Source organism: Halosolutus sp. DAT137 (genome assembly GCF_059736405.1).
Window position 1 is genome coordinate 937,695 of sequence record NZ_JCAQID010000001.1, and the last position, 20,094, is coordinate 957,788.

Below are 20,094 nucleotides of genomic sequence, written 5' to 3' on the forward strand. Positions count from 1 at the left end.
TGCGATCGGTTGCACGAGCCACAACGGTCCGGGGCGGGGACGCGAGGGGACCCGAACTGCCGCTTAGCCGGCTGATAATAATCCGCCGTGGTGCGCACTTCCAGCGCATGACCCGGGTCAGTGTCGTTATTCCGACCTACAACAGAGCCGAAACCCTGTCGCGCGCCGTCGACAGCGCGCTCGAACAGACGATCGACGACCTCGAAGTGGTCGTCGTCGACGACGGATCGACCGACGAGACGGCCGCAGTACTGGCCGGTTACGACGACCCGCGGGTTCGGCCCGTCGTCCACGCGACCAACCGGGGGGCCAACGTCGCCAGAAACACGGGCATCGAACACGTCCGCGGAGAGTACGTCGCCTTCCTCGACTCGGACGACGAGTGGCACCCCGACAAACTCGAACGCCAACTCGCGACTCTCGCGAATCGATCGGACGAGTACGTCGGCGTCTACTGCGATTCGACGTTCGAACTCTCGGGGGCGAGTGGCGGGCTTCGGTCGGCGGCAGCCGCCGTACTCGCCCGCGGCGACGCGGAGCCGACGAGAGAGGGTGGCGAGGAACTGGCCGGCGAGATTCTGGCCGACGTCGTCCAGCCCGGTGCGGGATCGACCCTGCTCATCGAGACGAGCGTCGCCAGGGATGCGGGCGGGTTCGACGAAACGCTCGATCGGTTCCAGGATCCGGAATTTTGCCTCCGGGTGCTCGATCACGGCAGGCTCGCCTACGTCGACGAGGCGCTCGTGTACCGGGAAGAGACCGGCCACCCGCCTGCGGACGTGATCAGGGAGGCCAGCGAGCAGTATCTCGCAGCCTACGAGGCCGAAGTCGATCGGTTCGAGGCGGAGGGGTACGAGATTCGATCGACCCACCAGCTCATTCTCGGAAAGCGGTACCTGGCCGACGGAGGTCGCCTTCGAGGGCTCTGGCACCTTCGACGCGCTGGCGTCAGGCTGCGACACCTTCCGGGACTCTGCTGGGCGGCCGCGACCGGGATTCGGCGTCGGCCGGTTCCCATCGCACTGTCGGTGCTGGTGATGGTGGTGGGCCTCGCCGCGGTGCGTGGTCGGCAATCGATCGCGTCCTCCGTACGAGAGGACGAAAACCTGCCAGCGACCGGACGCGAGCGAGGTGCCCCGCGGGAGTCGTCGATCGAGTAGCCACCGGTCGGGTCCGTCGAAGCAGTGCGATCGCGAAGGGAGTGACACAGCGGCTGCCCGGACCGTAGCACGGTGGGCTGTCGAAGCCGGAGAATCAGTGGTTTTCCGTCCGCAGTTTCCAGAGATCGTCGAACGTGATGACCTCGATGTCGGCGTCGTCGATGTGCGCGAGTAACGCCTCGTAGTCGTCTTCGGGCATGGTGTTGGTGGCCTCGAAGGTGTGGAAGTTCAGGATCGTACACTGGTTGTGCTCGGCGGCGAGGTCGACACACCGCTTCGAGATGTCCAGATCGTGACCGATCGTTCGCGGAAGGACCAGCGGATCGAAGCCGTAGAGGCCCGTCGTGTTGACGTTGCCGGCCTGATTGAAGCCGCCGCAGTGGTGGTACGTGGTCGCGTGTGCGAGGCTTCGGCTGTCGAAGCTGTTGTGCGGGTAGACGATGTAGTTTGCCCCCTCGAAGTCGTTATTGATGTACCACTGTTTGTCCTGTCGGAACCGAGACTCGATCTCGGCTTCGTCTTCGTACTCGTGGATGGGCGTGTGGGTTCCGTGGACGACGATCTGGTCGCCCTCGTCCTGTCGCTCTTGCAGTTCCGAGACGGTCATGACCCCGTCGCGACCCTGTTCGGTCCACCGGGGGACGGGTGCCTGAATCGCCCGGAAGCCGTACTCGTCGTGCAACGGCGAGGCCACGTCGTAGTAGTCTCGCGAGCCGTCGTCCCAGGTCAACAGTACGTACCCCTGCTCGGGTTTCTCGTGCGTTCGCAGGTCGTCGATCCAGACCGTCGCCTGCTCCATCGAGTGCAGGACCTGCACTTCGAGGCGATCGAGGTTCTCCATCGAGGGCTCGTACTCGCTCTCCTGAAACACGCCGGGGCTCGATCGGAACCAGCCGACCTCTGGCGCGCGGTACGTAATTTCACGAAGCGAGAACACCCGATCGCTGCCGAACTGGTCGACGAGTCGCAGGTTGATCGTGATGTTCTGTGGCGTCGTCGTGCGGACCGCAAACGAGAGATCCGTGTCGGTCAGGTCCTCGCCCTCGAGCGATCGCTGGGCGACGATGTTCTGGCTGTCTTCAGACTCGAGTTTGAGACTCCGGTCGCCCTCGAAGACGACGTCCTCGTCCGCCTCGCCGTCGCCCTGGACGATTTCCCAGGCGTCGAGGTCCTCGAAGTCGTCGAACGACGTTCCCGGCTGGCGGAACCGCTCCCGGCTGTCGTAGTCGGTCTCGAGGGGCGGAACACCCTCCGTGACCGCGGATTTTGCTGTCTCCGAATCGTCCACGGACTCGTTCGAGGACTCGTTCCCGTTCCCGCCGTCGGTCGCGGATTCGATCCGGTCGGCGCAGCCGGCTACTCCGGCGAGGCCGACCGCCCCCGACAGTGCGAGAACCCGTCGCCGCGTCGCACGTTGCTGTGACATTGACGGGCCGAGCTACCGACAGAAGCCCTATTATTATAGATTCGATAGATAGCGGCGACGCCGAATCGGTGGCCGGTCGAGGTGACGGCGAACGGCCGTTTCAGCGCTTAATAATGGCATAGTTATTGGTCGTACGGGCGGAGACTGACGCGGACGGCGGACGGTATTGTCTCCGCGGTCAGTGTCGATGAACAGGGAACTCTTCGGTGTGTTCGGTGGTATCGAAACGTTCGAGCGATTCAGGGACAGAGACGAGTTCGACGAAGTACTCGACGGGGGGACGCTCACGGTCGGGATCAGGGATGCCGATCTGGGGACGCCCGGATGGAGCGCATGGTATACGGGCGACGGTGGCCGCTGCGTGATCTGGGGGGAGGTCTATACCCCCGGCGACGAACCGAACGCCGCGCGCTGGCTGCTCGAGGAATACCGGACGACCGGCCCCGAGGCGCTGTCGGCGCTCAACGGCTCGTATCTGGCGGTGCTCGACCTCGACGGGAGTGACGACGCGTTCGTCCTCACGGACCCGATCCGATCGCGGGAATGTTTCTACACCGACGACCCCGGCGTCCGGGTGTTCGGAACCGACGCGGCCGAGGTCGCCCGATCGATCGAAGCGCCGGCGCTCGACCGGAACGGGGCTTTCGAGTTCCTTCATCTCGGGGTTGCACTCGGGACGAAGACCGCCGTTACGCAGCTCCGTCGGCTTCCGGTGGACAGTCGGCTCACCCGGCGCGATGTCGACTCGCTCGATCGGTTCGTCTACCAGCCACGGCAGTTCGATTACGTGGGCGAACTCGCCGCTCGGCTCGAACGGGCGCTCGAACGACGATCGTTACTGCCGGGTCGGAAGGGACTCCTCCTCTCGGCGGGGTACGACTCGCGAGTGGTGCTCTCCCAACTCCCCGACATCGAGCACAGCTATACGGTCGGCAGCCCGGAGGCGCAGGAGGTACGGGGTGCGAGACGGCTCGCCGCCCAGTACGACGCGGATCACACCGCGTTCGTGCCGGACGAGCGATACCTCTACCCGGACGAGTCGAAGCGACGGTACTCACAGGGAATCAAGGAGTCCCTGCACATTCACCACGCCGGCTACACAGGCGAGATGAACGTCGAGACGATGTATCACGGCCTGCTCTGTGATACGTTCTTTCGCGGACATTTCACCGCAAAGGAGACGATCGAACTCTTCGGCAAGCGCGTGCCGACCGGTCAACTCGATCCCGATCCCAATCCCGTCGACACGCTCCTCGAGAAGTTCGGATACGACCGCGAGGCCAGCCGCGAACTGGCCGAGTTGACGAGAACCGGCGACGATTCCGAGGCGTTCGTCAGAACGGCGGTCGCAACCGAGTTCGAGTCGTGTCAGGCGCGATCGGACAGCGTCCAAAACGCGCTCACGTGCTGTGGCATCGCTAACCAGCCTTCGGTGCCGTTTCACAGTCAGCTGTCGGATCACTTCCTGACGTCGTTTCTGGCGACCGATCGCGAACTAATCGACTGGCACCTTCATACCCCGCCCGCCCACCGGACGACGGAGACGTTTCTCGACGCCTGCAAGCGCCTCGACGGGGACATCTTGCGGCACAGACCGCCTGACCGACCGCACGATACCGCGCTGTGCAACGAAATCGAGGGGTTCATCCGGCGGAAAACGCCGCTGCTTTCGGCTTTCGAACCGCCATGGCCGGACCGCCAGCACCTCTTCGACCGGTACGAGTTCGATCGTCGCCTGCTGGCCGACTTGCCACACGTCCACGCGCTGCCCGCCAGGCACAAACTCAGAGTCGTCGACCTGCGCGGGTGGTTCGCCCGGTGGGACGGTCTCGACCGATCGGAAATCTCGTTGTTACAGCCCCGCCAATGCCAGATTGCGCCCGATTTGGACGCGCCGTAACCGATTGTTGTCGTCGATCGAGACTGTTCTATTCAGACTCTCGGCAATGAAACCGACGCTACCGACTCGCTATACCGTTCATAACCGGTGAACCGTGCGTATACTTATATACCGAGAACTTTTACCGTGGAATATGCGTCTGACGCCGTCCTGGTTTCGCTCCTCGTCTGAAGCGTCCACAGACGACGCGACCGATACTGCCGACACGACCTCGGGGGTGACGATTTATCACACGAGCGGGAGCGAGTCCCCCGACGGCGCTGGCGGAGGCGATCGGGCGGGCGCGTTCGTTCCGGACTCCGACACCACGCTGCTCGCGGAGTTAGACGGGATGCGGACACCCGCAACCGTCGACGAAGTCACCGACCAGCTCATTAGCCCTGCTCGCCCGCCGATCGAATCGTGGGCGGCCGTCCACGAACGGCTCCACCGCGATCGACTTCCGGCACTCGATGCGACCGGTGAGATCGAGTTCGACGACTCGCAGGGGGTGATCGAACGTACAGCGGCGGAATCGACGCGGAGAAGTCTGCGATCGCTGGCGGCGCTTGGTAGCATCCCGATCGCGATGTTGATCGTGATCCTCGCACTCGTCTCGACATCCTTGCTAACTGCAATCACGGTCACCGTTTTGACGACGGTGGTGACGATCTGGATCGTTCCCTGAGAGTGGTCGTTCTCGGTGGCACCGATGATAGAGATCGTTCCTTTCCCCACCCCGGTCGCAGTAGAAACATCGTCAGTGCGGACAGCCGTCGATTGGAGGGGTCATACGGACTACTGTGAGTCGTTTCCGGCGAAACCGCGACCCGTCTGCAGTTTCACCGGGAAACCGCTACAATAGACCTATTAGTTAATGCTCCATCCGATCGTGACAACGGTGTAGAGAAAGAGAATGAGCGCACCGAGTCCGATCCCAGAGATGAACGACATGAAGGGAAGTTCCATGACGGCACCCAGCAACACCACGTAACCGACGACGGTTGCGACGATGTAGTAGTCGCCCCAATCCGGCCCGGAGGCGTCGTCGTCCGTCGACTTCGTGGATGGCTTCAGATCGAGGTACAGTTCGACGTGTTCTGCGAGCGGCTTTCGTTCGACGATACCGCGGTTTTGCTGGTAGTCGATCACCCCGGCTTCGTCGAGTTTCGAGAGGTGAGATTGGTACAGCGGGATGTAGACGCGCTGGCGCTGGGTCGAGGTAAGCTGTTCGACGGTCGTGTCGTGCTCCCAGGCTGCGACCTGTTCTGCGACATCGCGCATACGGACGGGACCGTCCGTATCGCGGAGATACTGGAGCACCAGTCGTCGGCGTTCGTTCTGCAGGAGGTGAAAGATTTCGTCTTTTGAAAACGCCTGCTCCGTGGGGGGTGAATCAGCAGCGCTATTCAACTGCTGGCTTCCCTGTTCTTCTGAACTGATATGTGTGGCGTTCATCGCACCAGTCTCTGATAAAGAGAATCGGGTAATAAAGGGATAGAACCGTGAATTTGAGAATTGCCGATTTTATCTCATTTCATAAATCTAGAAAACTGTTTCTGCTATTTTAAAACCGCTGATAAACTGCGAACTGGGGCCTGTACGGTTGAAATCTCGAATACGGCTGCGGTATTTATTACTCTATTCCTGGATATAGATTAGGTCTAGTTTACGTCTGATTTTCTCTCATTCGCCGCGTTGAGCCGAGTCAGGTGTCCGTGAGAGTAGCGGAAAGAAACCAGTGTCTTCTAGCTGAGTATTCGATCGAAGTAACTCGGCTCGCGAGGCGATCGAAGGGGCTTATCTGGGCGATAATAAACCGCGTTTGGTTCCCATAGCGAACTAATGAGCAACACCGACTGGTGGTTTCTGGACCAGGCGATCGTCATCGCAGTCACGGGTGCACTCACGTTCGCCGTCGTTTCCGGCGTTGAGGGACCTGCACGAATCGGGGTTACCGTTCCGCTCGTTTGCGTTCTACCGGGGTACGCGCTCGTCTCTGCCCTGTTTCCGGACCGACCGGACGACGAGTACCGATCGTTCGACGACGAAAAGACCGGCCTCGGGAACCTGCTGGTCGGCGGCGGTCTCGAACCGGTCGAACGCTTCGTCCTCTCAATCGTCTGTAGCGTTGCGATCGTCTCTGCGATTGCCCTTCTTGCGGCCGTGACCCCTAGGGGTTTGACCCTCGAACCGGTACTCTTCGGGGTTGCAGTCCTGACGGTGGTGTTCGCACTCGTCGCGATCGGATCTCGCTACCGGTGTGACCCCGATCGCCGGTACGTTCCGTCAGTCTCGCCAGCGACGCTGTCGTTTGCGGATGGACGATCGACGTTTCGGCGCGAGCCGAGCCGACGGCCGTACAACGTGGCGATCCTGCTCAGCGTCGTCTTGCTGATCGCCAGCGCCGGCTTCGCCGTGGCGAACCCGCCACAGCACGATGGGTTCACCGAGTTTTCAGTCGAAACCGAACCCGTCACCGGCGAGACTGAAACGATGTACGAGTCGACGTACCCCGCGGGTGAGCAGGCCGAACTCACTGCCACCGTCACCAATCAGGAACACGCAGACCGAACGTACACGATCGTCGCCGTGCTCGAACGCGTCGAGTACGACGACGGGGACGTGACCGTCCTGAACGCGTCCGAACTGGATCGCGAGACGGTCACCGTCTCTGACGGTGAGACGGTCGAGCACCCTCTCGAGATCACGCCGACGATGGACGAGGGTGAATTCCGACTGACGCTGCTTCTGTACGACGGTGAACCGCCGGGCGAGCCCGGAGCCGACGACGCCTATCGCGTAATTCACCTCCCGATCGCGGTCGTCTAGACGCGACCGTGCCGCATGGTTCCAGCTGTGGTCGTGTCGACTGTCAGCGGCCGCTGGAGCGGGCGCAGCTGATCACTCCCGGGACTCCCGACCTGAAACGCTGGCCGAATCGTCGATCGGTCGACGAGGGTCTCGATCGAGTCGCTTGCGATTCACGCAGGATCGTCCCCTCGCCCTCCGCTGTTTGACGCTGCGTCTCATCTGACCGTTGTCACTGGGTGTCGGCAGTCCGCGTTCGCCCCTGTCGGCTCGTGCTCTTCAGTGCGAGGAGCGGTTCCACAGCTCTCGCGGCCGTCCACGACTCTCGCGGCCAGGCTGGGTCGCATACCCCAGTAACTCTCCCAGTAGCCGATACTGCCGAGACAGTGCTGACGGACTCGACCCGAGCCAGCACCCACTCCGCCCGGCCTATCGGTCCACGGGCGATCGATCCGGCCAGAGACGGGCCGGTGCCGTCCTCACGAATCGGTGGCCGTGCCTGGCTCACTCGAGGCCCAGTCGCGACTCCAGCCGTCGGTTGTGGTGCGTGAAACTAGGGTTGATCGCGAGTTGGTGTATGCGGGAGAGTCGAGATGTGCCCTCAGAGACCGTCTGTGCGCACCCTCACGTGCTTGCGGGTGAAGGCGTGCACATCGTTACGTCACCGTTCGTGTAGACCGTGGCCAGGTCGGGTCGGCACAGTCGGTCCCGAGAGAACTGTTCGATCCGGGCGTTTCCGTCGGCATCCCGGACGTAGGTCGCGTCGGTAGACTGCCTCGATCGATAAACCACATACCCGTGGTCGGCGCTACCGTCGTCGGGCACCGTCGCGGTCGTCGTCGATGGATACGCGCCGGTTCGACTGAACAGCGTCTGATAGGGGTGGTCGGTGTGTAACTGCTGATCCGGCCGGATGTCGCTGCCGTCCGGCGATCCGGTCAGCGCTCCGATCGACTCGGCGGCGGCGAGTTCCGATCGATCGTACGCGAGACGTTCGTGCTGGTCGTCGAAGACCGGGTTGTCGACGTTACTCTCGGCGGCGATAACCATCGCACCCGGGTAGACGAGCACGAACAGCAAGAGCACGGAGACGGCGAGACGGGGCGAGAGCTTTCCGCTCAGGGTTCGCAGTCCGATCGCGCCGAGGATCGCCATGGGTGCAAAGAGGAAGGCGAACCAGCGAGTCGGAATGAAGTTCCGGATGCCGAACATCGGCAGGCCGAGAACGAACACGAGCATGAACGCCGCCGCGAGCAAGAGCGTAAACACCGATTGCTCGGCGCGTCGCCGGTGGACGACGTACAGACAGCCGACGAACGTCGCGCCGAGCAACAGCAGGAATCCCATGGCGTCGACGTACGGAACGGCTTGCTCTACCAGCGTCGGTGCCGCCTCGGTGCCCGCCTGTGACGGCTCGCCGGAGGCATCGCTCGCGATGTTGAGAAAGCCCGCGCTCTCTTCTAACGTCTGGGTGAAGAAGCTCAAGACGGTCGCCAGAAACGACTGCTGGCGGTACGGCGTCAGCGACCAGACGAAGATCGTGAACCCGAAGTTGAAGACGACGAGTCCGACGAGATTGACCGGTTTCTTCGCGCGGAAGACGCTCGAGTCGAGTCGCGTGAGACCGAGCGGACCGACCACGAACACGACCTGGGCGACGAATGCGGCGATCAACAGGACGAGCATAATGAACGTCGATACCTGGTGGGTGAGAATCACGGCGACGCTCATCAGCAAGAGCAACGAGAAATCACGAAGCGTGTACTCGATGCGCATCACCCGGAGCAGTGCGTAGAGCATGGCGAGAAAGAAGACGAGTCCGAGACTCGTCGGAATGAGGTGAAGCCCCCACATGGCGACGTGGCTGGCGAGCGCGTAACACGCCGCTGCCAGGGTCGCCCACCGCTTCGAGACGAGCAGGTTCGTCCCCGCGTAGACGAGCAGGATAGAAAGCGGCATCACGATTCCCACCGAGAGGAATAGGGCGAGACGGAGCGGAACGTCGTACAGCAGGGCGGACGCCGCCACCAGCAGGTGAAAAAACGGCGACGCGTAGTGCTTGTCGTGCGAAATCGCGCCGAGTGACCCCTCGGTGTAAATCGCCTGCGTCAGCTCCATGTGCGTCCAGATATCGATCCCGACGTACCCCGGCGTCACGTAGAGTCCGGTGAACCGGAAGACGAACGCGAACGCGACGATCTGGAAGAGCAGGAGCGCCGGCTTGAACTCGCGATCGCTCGTAAAGACGATCTGGGCGAGCAGAAGCGTCCCGAGAACACCCGAAACCCCGAAAAAGAGTGGCGTCCGGGCGTTCTGGAGCACGGACAGGACGACGAGTCCCGCGAGTCCGGTGAAGACGACACTCGGGAGCGCCATCGCCACTGCCGGCGGAAGCGTCGGATGACCGTTCGACTCGTCCTGTTGATATAGTGCGATGAGATATAGCGCACACGCTGTCCCGAGGAGGATTGGAACGGTGTTGAGGTAGATCTGCGAAGCGAACAGCCGCAACGGGAGCAGTGCCAGCGCCAGCGCCAGCCCGACGATCGCGGCGACGGTATCGAGTCGAAACGGCCGCAGTTCCGACACCCTGCTAACGACCACGGGTGACCTCCGCATCGACTTCTATTCGGTCACCTTCATCCGTTACCCGTCGATACACTCGGCAGAGACGGTGGCCTAGCGCGTCGAGTCCGAGACCGTCGATCGACTCGCGGCCGTTGGACTGCCCGCCGTCGTCGACGACCCGTTCGAGGCCGGCGATCAGCGTTTCGTCATGATCGCTGACGACACAGTGTTCCAGGCCGTCGATCGTCTCCCGGACGAAGCCGACGTCGGTCGAGACGATCGGAAGGTTACACGCGGCAGCTTCCTTGACGATCATCGGCCCGCTCTCGCGTTTCGAGGTGACGAGCAGCAGGTCGCTCGCGTTCATGTAATAGGGAATCTCCCGGTGGTCGACGCCGGAGACGGTCCGTAACTCGAGATCTGCGTCGGCTCGGTCGACCAACTGACGTGCGCGAGGGAAGTCCTTGACGGTCCGCGTTCGGTCGTAAGGAAAGAGCGCGATCGGTCGGTCAGTCTCCCAGCCGACGCGCTCGCGGGCCTCCCGCCGCGGAATCGGCTTGAACCGGGCTGTGTCCACGGCGAAGGGGATCAGATCGTGTGCGGCGTCGAGTTCGCGCGCCATCGGCCGGCTCGGAACGATCGCGGCGTCGGCGTGGCGAGCGCCGAACCGACTCAGCGAGGTGAGCCAATCGCGATCGCTCATGAGGTCCGACCCCCACAGCGTGAGGACGACTGGGCGAATCGGCTGGGCGAGGGCAAACGGCGCGACCAGTCCGTAATTCGCGTGAACGAGGTCGTACTCTCCGGCCCGGACGGCCGAGAGCGTCCGTCGGTAGAACTGTGCGTACGCCGTCGGCGATCGCGAGGCGTCCCCGCCGTGTTCGTCCGGCACGGCGAGTACCGTACTTTCGACGCCGTACTCCTGGAGTGCCGAGACCTGCTGTTCGAAGAACGGTCGCGGCGACGTAACCAGTTGGAGGACGTTCATGTGAAGGAGTGGTGTTCCGTCATTGGTGGTCTGTGTCAACGGCAGCCGTCGATCGATCCGGCGCGGCCGATCTGGCAGCTGCCTCGAGCTGGCCGACGACAAACGCCGTCACGTCGATTCGATCCGCGAGCATCCGCTCGCGGCGATCTGCCCACGGCTCCGAAGCCCCGTCGGCGATCGCGACGGCCTGTTCGAGACCGCGCACGTGTCGGTGTTCGCCGTCGTAGGCGAACAGCAGGCCGTACTCTGCGAGTTCGTCCGTGTACCCGAGCGAGAGCGGGTTCACGTAGACCGCAGGCGTCCCGAGAACAGCGGCTTCTGCGGCGGTCGTTGCCCCTTCGCTCAGGACGACGTCAGCGAAGGAAAGCAGGTCGTGGAGCCGCTCCGGGGCGGTCGAGAACTGGTAGGATTCGAGGTCGATCGGCGGCTCGCCCTCCGCGGCGAGCAAGACGCGAACGCCCGCGTCCTCGAATCGATCGACGATCTCGCGCGGGTCGTCGAACCCGGCGTGACCGACGTCGTGTGAGGCCTCCCAGCTGCCGAGTCGGACGATAGCAAACGGCTCGTCCGGTTCGAGACCGACAGAATCCAGAACCGACGGATCCGCCTCGAACCGGTCCGGGTGGAGGTAGGCGAGTTCGTGGTAGCCGGGGTACGTTCGCTGTTTCGAGCCAATTTCGTCGCCGTAGCAGTCGGGTGTACAGATCACGTCTGCAAACGGGTAGCCGAGGGTCGTGATCAGCGTCGCGTGTTCGGTGTCGTAGAAGACGACGCTCTTTGCCCTCGTGATCGAAGCGACGTGGGCAGCGGCGACGCCGCCGATCGCCGTGATCACGTCCGGATCGATCCGGCGCGCTCGCCACAGCAGCCGCGCTTCGTAGGTCGCCTGCACCGCCGCCAGCGAGAGGAGTCCCCGCGACCGGCCGGCCAGCACCTCGTGGTCGATTCCGCAGGCCTCGAGCAACGCGATCGCCACGTCGTTTTCGCGCGCGAAGACGTGGACCTCGTGGCCCCGAGCGCGCAGATCCGCGATCGGGTTGCGAAAGAAGTGGACGTGTCCGGGATGCTGGATCGTTACGACGACGCGCATCGGTGGTCCACCTCCGCGGGGGTGACGGTCACGTGTCGATCCTGCACGGTCGTGTGTCGGTCCCGCATCGTCTCACAGCCTCCGGTAGACGAAGCCGGCCTCGGCGGCCTCGGCTTCCGTGTACGCACCCGCCACGTCGATCAGCGCGGGCTCGGGTTCGAGTTCGGTCGCCACCGCCTCGAGGTCCATGCGTTCGAACTCCGTGTGGGGCGTCGCGAGGACGATCGCGTCGAAGCCCTCGAACGAAAGTGTCTCCTGTACGTCGATACCGAAGGCCTCCCGAATCGCGTCGTCGTCGGCAAATGGATCGAAGCCCTCGATCGCGATGTTGTACTCCTCGAGTGCGTCGATGACGCGGCTGACTTTCGAGCTTCGGATGTCTCCGACCCCCGGCTTGTACGACAGCCCGAGGACGAGGACGCGACTCTCACACAACGTTCGGTGACAGCGGTTGAGCGCCTTGATCGTCAGCTCCGCGACGTGGTCGGGCACCGACTCGTTGACCGCCCGCCCTGCGCGGACGAGTTCGGGGCTGTACCCTGCTTTGGCTGAACGGTACGCCAGAAAGTACGGATCGACGGGAATGCAGTGACCGCCGACCAGCCCTGGTCGGTAGTCGTGGAAGTTCCACTTGGTCCCCGCGGCCTCGAAGACGGCTCTCGCGTCGACGTCGAGGTGGTCCAGCGCCATCGTCAGTTCGTTGGCGAACGCGATGTTGAGGTCTCGCTGGGCGTTCTCGACGACTTTGCACGCTTCCGCGACCTCGATCGAGGGGGCGCGGTGGACGCCCGCGTCGACGACCGACTCGTATAGCGTCGCGACGTCTTCGAGCACCGCGTCTTCCCCCGCGCCGACGACTTTGACCACGTCCGCGAGGCCGTGGTCGGGATCGCCGGGCGTCGCTCGCTCCGGGGAGTAAGCGACGGCGAACTCCTCGCCCGCGTTCAGACCGGAGGCACCCTCGAGTGCGGGTACGAGGACTTCTCGGGTCGCTCCCGGGTAGACCGTCGACTCGAGGATCACTGTCGTTCCGGGCGTCAGTTCCGCGCCGATCGTCTGCGCCGCGCTCTCGACGTAGCGCAGGTCCGGTCGGTCGTCCTCGTCGATCGGCGTCGGAACGGCGACGATCACGTACTCGCTGTTGCCGATCGCGTCCGGGTTGGTCGTGTACGAAATATCGCCGTCCAGAATTACGTCGTCGGAGAGGTCGCCCGTCGTGTCGATCCCGTTCTGGAGTCGCTCGACCGTCGCGGCATCGATGTCGTACCCGACCACGCGGTAGTTCGCCTGCGCGAAGCCGACGGCGAGTGGCAGTCCGACGTAACCGAGACCGACGACGCAGATCGTCGCCGCTCGCGTGGCGTCCGCCTCGACGTGTTCGAGGGTCGTTCCCCCGGTCGAGGCCGAGTCGATCGATTCGCCCGACGACCCGTCTGCGTCCCGGTCGCCGTCTCGGTCGTCCGTACGATGCTCCGCGTCGTCTCGATCGTCCGCTTCCGTATCGTTGAGTGTCGGTGTCATGGATGAGACAGTATCGTTCGCCGCCTGACGACCGCACTGGCCGAGCGGTTCCCATTGCGGTGCGGTCCCCCGCGTTCTGCGGGGCGGTCCTTGCTGCCGTCGACTCACCAGGGGCGGTTTACTATCCCTCGGATAATCGGTTGCAACAGTGAGACGGCACGAGCGACCGCGGCCCAGCGGGGCTGTCTGTCGAATCTTGCCGTCTGCCAGATTCGCGCCGAAAGCGTGTTATACGGGTGTTAAACGCACCTGTACAGCCGTATAATGAAGTCCGCTACACACGCAGCGAGCATTGCGGTCGGCGAGTTCACGAACGTCGTGACTCTCGTACGGATCGTTGTAACACGGTACCCGTGATCGCTGTCTCGGTCAAACGACCACACCGGTACCGAATCACAACAAACCGTCTCACGCACCGATCGCGGTAGAACAGCACCCTGCGACATCCCATGGTCACCACCGCTCCGATCGAATCCGGAACCGCATCCGCATCGCCCCTTCCAACCGTGTCGTTCGAGGCGGTTCCGGCTTCCACGTACGGTCAGCACGCGGAGGCAGCCACAGCCGTGGCTGTCGGTCACTGGCCCAGCGTCGGCACCGCCCCGCTCCGGGCTATCGATCGAACCGGGTGGGTGCCGATCTGGCCCCAGTCGGTGGCCGTGACGGGCGTCTGGGAAGTGGCCCTGGTCGCTGTTCTGTTCTTGCTAATCAGCGGACTCGTCGCATTTCGAGTGACGCAAGCGCTCTCGAAGCGCGACGTCGAAGCGCAACTTCGATCGCTACTCGCAAATCTCGGTGGTGAGTCGGGCGACCCGACTCCCTCACGCATCGACGGTCACCGGGCGAACGGATGGAACCTCTCGCCCGACACGCCACCAGAACTGCTGAGCGACGAGGGGAAGGTCGTCAGATTACTCGTCGCGAACGACGGCTGTGTACGGCAACACCGGATCGGCGAGGAAACCGGCTGGTCGAAATCGAAGGTCAGCCGGATCTGCTCGCGGATGCACGACGCTGGCACAATAACGAAAGAATCGGTCGGTCGAGAGAACCTCATCACCCTGTCCGAACCCGATCGGGGCAGGGACGACGGCGACGTTCAGCCAGACGACGTCGGAAATCCGGCTGCATAATCGGAGAGCGATCCGTTCACGTCTGTTCGCGTAGATCGGTTCTATTCGTCCAGCGTTGCGTGGACAGCTCTCTCCTGTTCACTGTCGCACGGTTCGGATGCACGCGAACGTCACGAGCCGGTCAGTTTTTCGACCGGTTTCGGTGGGTGGTCGCTGCGTCGTACTCGTGATATCGAGTCCGATCGCGTCGAACAAGGCGGTCGTTTGCCTCCTGACCAGCTTCGGACCGGAACCCCACCGCGGCAGATTGTTCGTATGCCTCCCCGTTTTCGACTGACAGACGCGGTGGCTGATCAGCCCACTCCGGAAGCCGAACACCCCTCTCGTCGCCGGATTGCACGACGTGAAACCATCCGCGATCGCGTCGCCAGAATACCGAACGACTTATTCGTCGTATAGTAATGGCCGATATTCACCTTGGGTTGGGTACCGACCCCGCCGTCCGGACGTGGACGACGCGGGACCCCAGACCAATGACACGAATCAGTACTCCAATCCGGACGGCACTGTCGACCCGAGTTGCTGGAACCAGCGTCGCCGTCGATCGCCGCAGCGTCCGACGATCGGTGAGCGAGACGAACCCGGCCGACTGCGCTCGAACGGGGGTGAGCGACTAATGTGCGGAATTATCGCCCGCATCGGACACGGCGAAGCGGCGGAAACGCTGCTATCGGGCCTCGAAAACCTCGAGTACCGCGGGTACGATTCGGCGGGCATCGCCGTCCAGAACGGTTCGGGCGTAAAAGTTCATAAGACCTCCGGCGAGGTCGACGACCTCAAGTCGTCGCTCGAAACGACCCCGCACGGGAACATGGGTATCGGCCACACCCGGTGGAGTACTCACGGGCCGCCCACCCAGACGAACGCCCATCCGCATACGGACACCGCAGGCGACGTCGCGGTCGTCCACAACGGCGTCATCGACAACTACGACGACCTCCGGGCAGACCTCGCGGAGAAGGGCCACGAGTTCCGAAGTGACACCGACACGGAGGTCATCCCGCACCTCGTCGACGAGTACCTGACGACGACCGACGACACCGAAGAAGCCATTCGCCGGGCCGTCGACACGCTCGAGGGCAGCTACGCGATCGCGGCGCTCGTCGACGGCGAGGAACGGGTCTACGCGGCGCGAAAAGGGTCCCCGCTCGTCCTCGGTCTCGATGAGGACGAGTGGTTCCTCGCGAGCGACGTCCCCGCGTTTCTCGAGCGGACCGAGGACGTGATCTACCTCGAAGACGGCGACTTCGTCGTCCTCGAACCCGACTCCTACCGGATTACGGACCTCGCGGGGAACCCAGTCAACCGATCGATCGACACCGTCGACTGGGACCCCGAGGACGCGGGCAAAGGCGAGTACGACCACTACATGATAAAAGAGATCCACAACCAGCCGACCGCCCTCTCGAACACGATCGAGGGGCGGATCGACGACGGCACCGTCGTCTTCGAGGCGCTGCCGGCGGGGACGTTCGCGGACGTGGAAACGGTCCAGTTGGTCGCCTGCGGGACCTCTTACCACGCGGCGATGTACGGCGCGCAGCTATTGCGAGCGAGCGGCGTCCGGACGGAAGTACTCCGCGCCAGCGAGTACGAAGCCGTCTCCGGACCCGTCGACGAAAACACGCTCGTCGTCGCGGTCACCCAGAGCGGCGAGACCGCCGACACGCTCGAAGCGCTTCGGACGGGTGCCGGTCGGGGCGCACGGACGCTCGCGGTCACGAACGTCGTCGGATCGACGGCCGCGCGCGAGGCCGACGACGCCATCTACATCCGCGCGGGCCCTGAGGTCGGCGTTGCCGCGACGAAGACCTACTCCTCGCAGGCGGTGACGCTGGCGCTGCTCGTCCAGCGACTCGCTGACGACGTCCCCCACGCCAGCCCCGCGGACGATCGAGCCGCGATGCTCGAGACGCTCGCTGACCTCCCGGATCACGTCGAACACGTGCTGGAAACGAGTCGTGCCGAGACGCTGGCCCGCGACTACCTCGACAGCGAGTCGTACTTTTTCGTGGGCAGCGGCCTCGGCCACTCGGTCGCGCTCGAAGGGGCGCTGAAGTTCAAGGAGATCACCTACGAGCACGCCGAAGGCTTCGCCTCCGGACAGCTCAAACACGGCCCGCTCGCCCTCGTCACCGAGGCGTCGCCGGTCATCGCGGTCGCGACCGGCGGCGACGACCAGAAGACGAAGACGAACGCGATCGAAGCCCAGTCTCGCGGCGCGCCGATCGTCGCGGTCGCCTCCGACGAGCGGTCGATCGTCGACGTCGCGGACGACCACCTCTCGATCCCCGACACCCACCCTGTCTGGGCCGGCCTGCTCGCGAACGTCCAGCTCCAGTTGCTCTCGTATCACGCCGCGAATCTGCTCGACCGACCGATCGACAAGCCGCGGAATCTGGCGAAGAGCGTCACGGTCGAATGATCTCGACCGATCGGTAACACTGGATTTTTCTGGGGGTCTCAGTGGGGCGGTTGCCGTCGTTCTTCAGCATCGTCGCGGCGCAGTTGCCCTCGTGTCAGAGTGGCGGCTTTCTCAGATCTCTCGAGACCGTCAGAAGTGGCGGCGGCGATCGCTCCCGCTCGGTCTACCGCCGCCGATCGAGCCGGAAGCCGAACCACCCACGGCGCGCTGGATCGACTCGCACAGGCGCTCGACGGTCGCACCGTGGGTCGAGTCCTGGCGGACAATCGGTTCGGTGCCGTCGATCGACGGCGAGAGTGGCGATCAGTTCGATATCGGCAGTCCCATCTCTCCACTCGAAACGACCGACGTCACAGAGAACGGAACGATGCATCTGCTCTGGACACCGGGATCGGTAGTGTCCCACCCACTTTCGAGTCGCGAAACTGCAGGGAGGCCAGCGACGTGGACTGGCAGCGTTCACGGGCAATTTCGATTTCAGTGTTCCGGTCTGTCGCTTCCGGCATTCGGCCCGTCGCGGCGATCGAAAGCACAACGAGATCCGTCGGAGTTGTAAGCGGTAGCATTATCCTGGCCGACGGGGGTCGCGGTTTCGTCGGACACACAAAAAGCGCAAAAAGCGCGGCGTCTTCGGTCGGGGAATTAGTCGTCTTCGAGCGTCAGCGTGAGCTGCTCGTCGTCGCCGTCGATCTCCACCTCATCCTCGGCTTCCTCGTAGTCATCGGCGGCCGCGGCGATCAAGTACTCGCCGTCCTCGAGATCGTCGAACTCGACCTCGCCGTCGCCGTCGGTTTCGGCCGCGTCTTGCGGGCCGAACAGGCTCGGATCGAGTTCGACTGCCGCGTCCTCGATCGGATCGCCGTCGTCGTCTTCGACGAACACCGTTAGCGTGTAGGGCGGTCCGTCCTCCGCCTCCTCGAGTAGGAGGGTGACCGACTCGTCGTCGCCGTCGATCACCACCTCGTCCTCGGCCCCCCCGTAGTCATCGGCGTCCGCGACGATCGAGTACTCGCCGTCTGGGAGATCGAACTCGGCCTCGCCGTCGTCGACGTCTTGCTCTTCGATGGAGCCAGACTCGTTCTCGACTTCGACGGTGGCGTCCTCGATCGCGTCGCCGGCGTCGTTTTCGACTGTCACCGTCAGGGCGTGCGCCTCGCTGTCCTCGTCACCATCGCTTTCGTTAGCAGTTCCATTTTCGCCATCACCGTCGCTCTCACTATCGGTTTCAGCGTCGTTACCCTCGCCTGCGTCACCGCCGCTGTTGTCGCCCTGATCATCCCCGTCGCCGCCGTCCCCGCTATCGGTTTCGTCAGCGTCGGCGTCAGTATCGTCCGCGTCAGCATCGCCCGCGTCAGCGCCTTCGTCACCGCCAGTATCGTCAGCCCCGGTGTCGTCATCTGCGCCGTCGGTTTCGTCGGCAGAGGGGCCAGCGTCGCCCCAGTCGTCGCTTACAGCGCCGAGTGTGCCGGCGATCGACGCACCGCTCGCTGCGAACACCAGCCCGACGATCAACAGAACGATGCCGGAGACGGTGAGCAACACCTGAACGCTGGTCTGAATCGATCGGGAGTTCGTCTGTTGGGTTCGGGTATTTCGGCGCATAGTCGAGGAGGGAGCGGAGCTATCGGGGACGTTTCGCACTCGTCACCACGTCGCGTCTCGACGGAACCGACTCGATCCGCTTGCGTCTTGATGGCCGTGACCCGGACCGGCCGTCGGTCGGGAGTGGTCCGGCCCACGAGGTCGTCGGTCGGCGTCTCGTCGGTGATGCCGCGATCGGGCGTGATTCCTGGCTCCGCAAACGGGATCGGTGCCACCGGTCGCCTCGCGCTCGGAACGCAGTGAAAGAGGGTGTCATTGCCAGCTGTTTCGCCTGTCGGGGGGTTACTATACTGTCGATAAACGGTTTCAGCCGATGAAACGGTCGGATTTCGTGACTGAACGGGTCGAGACCGTGCTCGATCGGCGCTCGAATCGACCCCACCCTCAATCGTGTGCCGACCACAGACCGAACACCGACTCCCGGGACCGAGCCCCGGTCCCCAGATTGCGTCGGGGCCGCACTCAAATGCCTTCGGCTCGTACCGGGGATCATGAGCAACCGATCAGACGCAGACGAGCGACCGAGGACCGACGACGAGTGGAAAGAGCGACTGTCCGACGAGGAGTACCGCATCCTCCGGGAGTGTGGCACGGAACCGCGGGGCACCTCGGAGTTGCTCGATGTCTCGGACGACGGCATCTTCCGCTGTGCCGGCTGCGGCCAGGAACTGTTCCGAAGCGACGAGAAGTTCGGCTCGGGCACCGGCTGGCCGAGCTTCTGGGACCCGGCCGACCACGACGCAGTCGAGACGAAGCCCGATCACAGCCACGGGATGGTCCGCACCGAGGTCGTCTGTCGCAACTGCGGGGGCCACCTCGGCCACGTCTTCGACGACGGCCCGGAGCCGACCGGGAAACGCTACTGCATCAACGGGATCGCCCTCGAGTTCGATCCCAGGGAATAAGGACGCCGGCGTTTCGTGCCCTCCGTTATGATCGTCGGGGCTGGTTCCGTTCGGCGTGTGCTGGCGGTCCGCGATCATCAGCACGACCCGATGGGCCGCTGTTCCCTGCCCGTTCTGGCGGACCAGGATTTCGAGCGTGTTCGGGCGGTCCCCCGTTTCGAGCGTGTTCGGGCGACTCGGCGTCGACACTCGCCCGTTCCGCCTCAGCAGGCGAGTCGGAACTATCTGCCCCAGACACCTCACCAGTAGGCTGCGATCGATCATCGTCCGGCTGCCCGCCGTCACTATCGGCCGTTCGATCGTCGCTGTCACCCCGTTCGTCGCGCTCATCTCGTTCGTCGCCCCCGTTTCGATCGGTAACGATCGGCGCGTCACCGGCGTCGACCTCGGTCCCGTCCGATCGGTTGGGGAGCAGGTCCGGCACGAGGGCGACGGCGAGCACGCAGATCGTCGCCAGAACGACCGCAACCGTGAGCAAGACGGCTCGATCGGAGGGTTCCGGATCGTCGCGTGACATACGACGAGTGAGGATCGCTGTCGGTTTTGTTAGGCACAGCCCACAGTTGTGGATGGGTGGATCAGATGG

Annotated in this window: 15 protein-coding genes; 7 read left to right on the forward strand and 8 right to left on the reverse strand. The window is 63.7% G+C overall.

The genetic code is table 11. From position 1 onward, the window contains the following. Positions 1-107: 107 nt before the first annotated feature. Entirely contained in the window at positions 108-1,160 is a 1,053-nt protein-coding gene (locus AC6I6L_RS04560) for a glycosyltransferase family 2 protein (protein WP_497916521.1), read from the forward strand. A 94-nt stretch (positions 1,161-1,254) separates the two neighbouring features. Here AC6I6L_RS04560 and AC6I6L_RS04565 read toward each other — a convergent pair whose 3' ends face one another. Further along, complete coding sequence (locus AC6I6L_RS04565) at positions 1,255-2,586, reverse strand: polysaccharide deacetylase family protein (RefSeq protein WP_497916522.1); 1,332 nt, start codon at positions 2,584-2,586, stop codon at positions 1,255-1,257. Positions 2,587-2,773: 187 nt separating this feature from the next. Here AC6I6L_RS04565 and AC6I6L_RS04570 point away from each other — a divergent pair, with 187 nt between their 5' ends. Continuing rightward, the gene (locus AC6I6L_RS04570; protein WP_497916523.1) at positions 2,774-4,486 is read left to right on the forward strand and encodes an asparagine synthetase B family protein; all 1,713 of its coding nucleotides are present in this window, start codon (positions 2,774-2,776) and stop codon (positions 4,484-4,486) included. 133 nt (positions 4,487-4,619) lie between these two features. Next, a complete protein-coding gene (locus tag AC6I6L_RS04575) occupies positions 4,620-5,153 on the forward strand; it encodes a hypothetical protein (RefSeq protein WP_497916524.1) in 534 nt (177 codons plus the stop codon). Positions 5,154-5,335: 182 nt separating this feature from the next. On the opposite strand, the gene AC6I6L_RS04580 is transcribed toward AC6I6L_RS04575, so the two are convergent. Beyond that, complete coding sequence (locus AC6I6L_RS04580; protein WP_497916525.1) at positions 5,336-5,923, reverse strand: DUF7344 domain-containing protein; 588 nt, start codon at positions 5,921-5,923, stop codon at positions 5,336-5,338. 387 nt (positions 5,924-6,310) lie between these two features. On the opposite strand from AC6I6L_RS04580, the gene AC6I6L_RS04585 reads away from it, so the two are divergent. Next, entirely contained in the window at positions 6,311-7,297 is a 987-nt protein-coding gene (locus AC6I6L_RS04585) for a DUF1616 domain-containing protein (protein ID WP_497916526.1), read from the forward strand. Between the two features lie 603 nt (positions 7,298-7,900). Here AC6I6L_RS04585 and AC6I6L_RS04590 read toward each other — a convergent pair. The 4 genes from AC6I6L_RS04590 to AC6I6L_RS04605 all read right to left on the reverse strand — a co-directional run bounded on the left by AC6I6L_RS04590 (position 7,901) and on the right by AC6I6L_RS04605 (position 13,443). Then, complete coding sequence (locus AC6I6L_RS04590) at positions 7,901-9,895, reverse strand: hypothetical protein (protein ID WP_497916527.1); 1,995 nt, start codon at positions 9,893-9,895, stop codon at positions 7,901-7,903. Next, positions 9,870-10,832 (reverse strand): glycosyltransferase, encoded by a 963-nt coding sequence (locus tag AC6I6L_RS04595; RefSeq protein ID WP_497916528.1) that lies wholly within the window; start codon positions 10,830-10,832, stop codon positions 9,870-9,872. The genes AC6I6L_RS04590 and AC6I6L_RS04595 overlap by 26 nt, the downstream gene beginning before the upstream one ends. Before the next feature lie 19 nt (positions 10,833-10,851). Then, positions 10,852-11,922, reverse strand: coding sequence for a DUF354 domain-containing protein (locus tag AC6I6L_RS04600; RefSeq protein ID WP_497916529.1), 1,071 nt, complete (start codon positions 11,920-11,922; stop codon positions 10,852-10,854). A 72-nt stretch (positions 11,923-11,994) separates the two neighbouring features. Further along, positions 11,995-13,443: a nucleotide sugar dehydrogenase gene (locus AC6I6L_RS04605; RefSeq protein WP_497916530.1), complete on the reverse strand. Its 1,449-nt coding sequence runs from the start codon at positions 13,441-13,443 to the stop codon at positions 11,995-11,997. A 449-nt stretch (positions 13,444-13,892) separates the two neighbouring features. Here AC6I6L_RS04605 and AC6I6L_RS04610 point away from each other — a divergent pair, with 449 nt between their 5' ends. Further along, positions 13,893-14,576 carry a helix-turn-helix transcriptional regulator gene (locus AC6I6L_RS04610; RefSeq protein ID WP_497916531.1) on the forward strand — a complete coding sequence of 228 codons (684 nt, stop codon included), beginning with the start codon at positions 13,893-13,895 and terminating at the stop codon, positions 14,574-14,576. 616 nt (positions 14,577-15,192) lie between these two features. Then, on the forward strand, positions 15,193-17,001 hold the full coding sequence (glmS, locus tag AC6I6L_RS04615; protein WP_497916532.1) for a glutamine--fructose-6-phosphate transaminase (isomerizing): 1,809 nt from the start codon (positions 15,193-15,195) through the stop codon (positions 16,999-17,001). Positions 17,002-17,643: 642 nt separating this feature from the next. Here glmS and AC6I6L_RS04620 read toward each other — a convergent pair. Further along, the gene (locus tag AC6I6L_RS04620; RefSeq protein ID WP_497916533.1) at positions 17,644-18,603 is read right to left on the reverse strand and encodes a carboxypeptidase regulatory-like domain-containing protein; all 960 of its coding nucleotides are present in this window, start codon (positions 18,601-18,603) and stop codon (positions 17,644-17,646) included. A gap of 491 nt (positions 18,604-19,094) precedes the next feature. Between AC6I6L_RS04620 and msrB the strand changes: the two genes are divergently transcribed. Further along, positions 19,095-19,508 carry a peptide-methionine (R)-S-oxide reductase MsrB gene (gene msrB, locus AC6I6L_RS04625; RefSeq protein ID WP_497916534.1) on the forward strand — a complete coding sequence of 138 codons (414 nt, stop codon included), beginning with the start codon at positions 19,095-19,097 and terminating at the stop codon, positions 19,506-19,508. A gap of 25 nt (positions 19,509-19,533) precedes the next feature. Here msrB and AC6I6L_RS04630 read toward each other — a convergent pair whose 3' ends face one another. Beyond that, positions 19,534-20,025 carry a hypothetical protein gene (locus AC6I6L_RS04630; protein ID WP_497916535.1) on the reverse strand — a complete coding sequence of 164 codons (492 nt, stop codon included), beginning with the start codon at positions 20,023-20,025 and terminating at the stop codon, positions 19,534-19,536. Positions 20,026-20,094 lie beyond the last annotated feature (69 nt).